The organism is Streptomyces mexicanus, from assembly GCF_902506575.1.
Classification (GTDB): Bacteria; Actinomycetota; Actinomycetes; order Streptomycetales; family Streptomycetaceae; genus Streptomyces; species Streptomyces mexicanus.
This window is the reverse complement of the sequence record NZ_LR732544.1, coordinates 3,358,075-3,362,813: the sequence shown is the minus strand read 5'-3', so window position 1 is coordinate 3,362,813 and position 4,739 is coordinate 3,358,075. Positions and strand designations below refer to the sequence as shown.

Here is a 4,739-nt window from a genome sequence, read left to right as displayed (position 1 = left end):
GCGGTGAGCGGGACCGGAGGGCCGGGGGGTCCGTCCGGTCCCGCTTTCCGTATGGAGGGCCTACGCGGCCGTCCGCGCCTGCACCTGCCGTCCCGCCGCCGCGGCGGCCAGCCGGTCGAGCGCCTCGTCCCGGTCGCAGGGGTGGGCGCCGAGGGCGACCTGGCGGGTGACGATCGACCGCTCGGCGCGCATCAGCCGCCAGCCGCGGCGCAGCAGGAACGGCACCGACTTGCGGCCCTCCTTCAGATCCCGCAGGAAACGCCGGCGGAAGGTGGTGACCGCCCCCCGGGTCAGGCACAGCGCGTCGGCCAGCACGCCCAGTTCGCGGCAGCGCCCGACGATCTCGGCGGCGAAGACGCCCTCCGCGACGAACAGCGGGGTCCGGTCGATGTGCAGGGTGTCCTCGCCGGTACGGGCGCTGCGCGCGATGTCGTACACGGGCACGCTCGTGCTGCCCGTCGCGCACAGCCGGGCGATCGCCTCGACGGCGGCGTCCGCGTCCCAGGACGCGGGATGGTCCCAGTCGATGTCCGAACTGCCCGCCACCAGCGGCAGCGTCGGGTCGTCGCCCTCCTTGTAGAAGTCGTCCAGGCGCAGCACGGGCAGCCCGGAACGGGCGGCGACCAGGGACTTGCCCGAGCCCGAGGGGCCGCACAGCAGCACGACACGGGCGGGGGACGGGGGATGAAGGCTCACGGAACACCAGTTTGACGCATGGCGACGCCGCTGCCGACCCCGGGGGTCGGCTTCGGGGCGCGGACCCGCCTCTCAACCACCCTGGGCGCCGAGTCCGTTACCTTGCGTATCGGGACTTCGTTACGGTTACGTATCGGACCTCTTGTACCGAACCGCATCGGAAGGCGGCCCAGCCATGGCTCGACACGCGTCCCCCTCCCGCCCCACCGCACGGCGCGCCCTGATCGCCGTCGCGGCCGCCGGTGTCGCCGTGGGCGCGGGCGCGGCGACGGCCGCGGCGGACACCCTCCCGCTCGTGGGCGGCACGCTCCGGCCCGGTTCCACGGGCCGCATCGACCCGCAGGCGGGCCTGGCCGCGGTGGCCGGCACGGTCGGCTACGTCACCGGCCCGGTCGCCGGCCTCAAGCCCAACCCGCTCGCGGGCACCGGCGTCGACCCGCTGGACAACGGCGTCGGCACCCAACTCGCCGACTTCGCGCCGGTGGAGTCCAGGATGCTCACCAAACCGCTGGCCGAGGCCCCCTCGATCGGGAGCGTTCCGGTGGTGGGCCCGGTGCTGGGCGCGGTGCGGTAGGCACGGGCGGCCGGGCACGACACGCGGAGAGCCGCGTCTTCCCTGGACGGAGGGAGGACGCGGCTCGTTCCGTGGGGCGGCTCAGTACGACGAGCCGGACGCGCCCAGCGCGCCCGTGGGGTGCCAGACCGTCTTCGTCTCCAGGAACGCCGTCATGCGGTCGATGCCCGGGGTCGCGAACCAGTCGTCCACAGGCTGTGGACGCAGCACCCGCTTGAGGTTGTCCGCCGCCGCGACCTCCAGCTCCTTCGCCAGCGACTCGTCGGCACCGGCCAGGTCGATCGCGTTGACGTCCTGGTGCGCGGCCAGCGGCGCGGCGATCTCCGCCGTACGGCCGGACAGGACGTTGACCACGCCGCCGGGGACGTCGGAGGTGGCCAGCACCTCGCCCAGGGACAGGGCCGGCAGCGGGGCCCGCTCGCTCGCCACGACGACGGCGGTGTTGCCGGTCGCGATCACCGGGGCGACGACGGAGACCAGGCCGAGGAACGACGACTCCTGCGGCGCCAGCACGGCCACCACGCCGGTCGGTTCGGGGGAGGACAGGTTGAAGTACGGGCCCGCCACCGGGTTGGCACCGCCGACCACCTGGGCGATCTTGTCGGTCCAGCCCGCGTACCACACCCAGCGGTCGATCGTGGCGTCCACGACCGCTGCCGCCTTCCCCTTGGACAGGCCCTCCGCGTCGGCCACCTCGCGCACGAACTGCTCGCGGCGGCCCTCCAGCATCTCCGCGACGCGGTAGAGGACCTGGCCGCGGTTGTAGGCCGTCGCACCGGACCAGCCGCCGAACGCCTTGCGCGCGGCCACCACCGCGTCCCGGGCGTCCTTGCGGGAGGACAGGGGCGCGTTGGCCAGCCAGTTGCCCTTAGTGTCGCTCACCTCGTACACCCGGCCGCTCTCGGAACGCGGGAACTTCCCGCCGACGTACAGCTTGTAGGTCTTGAAGACGCTCAGGCGGTTGTGCTGCTCAGACATCGAGGTACGCCTCCAGGCCGTGGCGGCCGCCCTCGCGGCCGAAGCCCGACTCCTTGTAGCCGCCGAACGGCGAGGTCGGGTCGAACTTGTTGAACGTGTTGGACCACACGACGCCCGCGCGCAGCTTGTTCGCGACGGCGAGGATCCGCGACCCCTTCTCCGTCCAGATGCCCGCGCTCAGCCCGTACGGCGTGTTGTTCGCCTTGGCGACCGCCTCGTCCGGCGTGCGGAAGGTGAGCACCGACAGCACCGGGCCGAAGATCTCCTCGCGGGCGATGGTGTGCGCCTGGGTGACGTTGGTGAACAGCGTCGGCGCGAACCAGTAGCCGCTCTCCGGCAGGTCGCAGGCGGGGGACCAGCGCTCGGCGCCCTCCGCCTCGCCCCGCTCGGCCAGCGCCGTGATCCGGGCCAGCTGCTCGGCGGAGTTGATCGCACCGATGTCGGTGTTCTTGTCCAGCGGGTCGCCCAGGCGCAGGGTGCCCAGGCGGCGCTTGAGGGCGTCCAGCAGCTCGTCGTGGACCGACTCCTGCACCAGCAGGCGGGAGCCGGCGCAGCACACCTGGCCCTGGTTGAAGAAGATGCCGTTCACGATGCCCTCGACGGCCTGGTCGAGCGGGGCGTCGTCGAAGACGATGTTGGCGCCCTTGCCGCCCAGTTCGAGGGTGAGCTTCTTCCGGGTGCCCGCGACCGTGCGGGCGATCTCCTTGCCGACGGCCGTGGAGCCGGTGAAGGCCACCTTGTCCACACCCGGGTGCGCGACGAGCGCGGCGCCCGCGTCGCCGTAGCCCGGGAGGATGTTGACGACCCCCTTGGGCAGGCCCGCCTGACGGCAGATGTCCGCGAAGAAGAGGGCGGACAGAGGGGTGGTCTCGGCCGGCTTGAGGACGACGGTGTTGCCCGTGGCCAGCGCGGGGGCGATCTTCCAGGCCAGCATCAGCAGCGGGAAGTTCCACGGGATGACCTGGCCGGCGACACCGAGGGGCCGCGGGTGCGGGCCGAACCCGGCGTGCTCCAGCTTGTCCGCCCAGCCCGCGTAGTAGAAGAAGTGCGCGGCGACCAGGGGCAGGTCCGCGTCGCGGGTCTCCCGGATGGGCTTGCCGTTGTCCAGCGTCTCCAGGACCGCCAGCTCGCGGCTGCGCTCCTGGACGATGCGCGCGATGCGGAACAGGTACTTGGCGCGCTCGGAGCCGGGCAGCGCCGACCACGTCTCGAACGCCTTGCGCGCGGCCTTCACCGCCCGCTCCACATCGGCCTCACCGGCCTGGGCGACCTCGGACAGCACCTCTTCCGTGCTGGGCGAGAGCGTCTTGAAGACCTTGCCGTCGGCCGCCTCGATGAACTCCCCGTCGATGAACAGGCCGTAGGACGGGGCGATGTCGACGATCGCGCGGGACTCGGGCGCGGGCGCGTACTCGAATGCGGAAGACCGCTTCTCGATGGTCATGGTGATCAGTCCACCGTCACGTAGTCGGGGCCGGAGTAGCGGCCGGTGGCCAGCTTCTGGCGCTGCATCAGCAGGTCGTTGAGCAACGAGGAGGCGCCGAAGCGGAACCAGTGGTTGTCCAGCCAGTCCTCGCCGGCCGTCTCGTTGACCAGGACCAGGAACTTGACCGCGTCCTTGCTGGTGCGGATGCCGCCGGCGGGCTTCACGCCCACCTGGACGCCGGTGGCCGCCCGGAAGTCGCGTACCGCCTCCAGCATCAGCAGGGTGTTGGCGGGGGTGGCGTTCACGGCGACCTTGCCGGTGGAGGTCTTGATGAAGTCGGCGCCCGCCAGCATGCCGAGCCAGCTCGCGCGCCGGATGTTGTCGTACGTCGACAGCTCGCCGGTCTCGAAGATGACCTTCAGGCGCGCCGACGTCCCGCACGCCTCCTTCACCGCCGTGATCTCCTCGTACACCTTCAGGTACCGGCCGGCGAGGAACGCGCCCCGGTCGATGACCATGTCGATCTCGTCGGCGCCCGCGGCGACGGCGGCGCGCACGTCCGCCAGCTTCACCTCCAGCGGGGCACGGCCGGCCGGGAAGGCGGTGGCCACCGAGGCGACCTTCACGCCCGAGCCGGCCACCGCCTCCTTGGCGACGGCCACCATGTCGGGGTAGACGCAGACCGCGGCCGTGGCCGGGGTCGTCCGGTCCGTGGGGTCGGGATGGACCGCCTTGGCGCCGAGCGCCCGGACCTTGCCCGGGGTGTCCGCGCCTTCCAGCGTCGTCAGATCGACCATCGAGATGGCCAGGTCGATGGCGTACGCCTTCGCGGTGGTCTTGATGGAACGGGTGCCGAGCGCGGCGGCGCGCGCCTCGAGGCCGACCGCGTCGACGCCGGGCAGCCCGTGCAGGAAGCGGCGCAGCGAGCTGTCGGACGCGGTGACGTCCGACAGGGCGTGAGCTGTGGGTGCGGTAGTGGGCATGGTCACCAGACGAGCATATCTACGCGCGTAGCGGCTGTACAGACCCCGGGGGGTGGTCCGGTGGTACGGGGCGGTGTGGGGG

At 72.3% G+C, this 4,739-nt stretch carries 5 protein-coding genes; 1 reads left to right on the top strand and 4 read right to left on the bottom strand.

The features are described 5' to 3' along the window. Positions 1-60: 60 nt before the first annotated feature. Positions 61-696 carry a uridine kinase family protein gene (locus tag GV126_RS14955; protein WP_236569998.1) on the bottom strand — a complete coding sequence of 212 codons (636 nt, stop codon included), beginning with the start codon at positions 694-696 and terminating at the stop codon, positions 61-63. A gap of 175 nt (positions 697-871) precedes the next feature. On the opposite strand from GV126_RS14955, the gene GV126_RS14950 reads away from it, so the two are divergent. Beyond that, positions 872-1,270: a hypothetical protein gene (locus GV126_RS14950; RefSeq protein ID WP_159666660.1), complete on the top strand. Its 399-nt coding sequence runs from the start codon at positions 872-874 to the stop codon at positions 1,268-1,270. 81 nt (positions 1,271-1,351) lie between these two features. On the opposite strand, the gene GV126_RS14945 is transcribed toward GV126_RS14950, so the two are convergent. The 3 genes from GV126_RS14945 to deoC are packed head-to-tail and all read right to left on the bottom strand — an operon-like array spanning position 1,352 to position 4,657. Further along, positions 1,352-2,248 (bottom strand): aldehyde dehydrogenase family protein, encoded by an 897-nt coding sequence (locus GV126_RS14945; protein ID WP_159666657.1) that lies wholly within the window; start codon positions 2,246-2,248, stop codon positions 1,352-1,354. Next, positions 2,241-3,692 (bottom strand): aldehyde dehydrogenase family protein, encoded by a 1,452-nt coding sequence (locus GV126_RS14940; RefSeq protein WP_159666654.1) that lies wholly within the window; start codon positions 3,690-3,692, stop codon positions 2,241-2,243. The genes GV126_RS14945 and GV126_RS14940 overlap by 8 nt, the downstream gene beginning before the upstream one ends. 5 nt (positions 3,693-3,697) lie before the next feature. Further along, the gene (gene deoC, locus GV126_RS14935) at positions 3,698-4,657 is read right to left on the bottom strand and encodes a deoxyribose-phosphate aldolase (protein ID WP_159673710.1); all 960 of its coding nucleotides are present in this window, start codon (positions 4,655-4,657) and stop codon (positions 3,698-3,700) included. Positions 4,658-4,739: the final 82 nt, after the last annotated feature.

What these genes read in the sequence shown, in the direction of transcription:
- GV126_RS14950 (WP_159666660.1), top strand. Translation starts at nt 872, where the DNA reads ATGGCTCGACACGCGTCCCCCTCCCGCCCCACCGCACGGCGCGCCCTG.
- GV126_RS14945 (WP_159666657.1), bottom strand. Translation starts at nt 2,248, where the DNA reads ATGTCTGAGCAGCACAACCGCCTGAGCGTCTTCAAGACCTACAAGCTG.
- GV126_RS14940 (WP_159666654.1), bottom strand. Translation starts at nt 3,692, where the DNA reads ATGACCATCGAGAAGCGGTCTTCCGCATTCGAGTACGCGCCCGCGCCC.
- deoC (WP_159673710.1), bottom strand. Translation starts at nt 4,657, where the DNA reads ATGCCCACTACCGCACCCACAGCTCACGCCCTGTCGGACGTCACCGCG.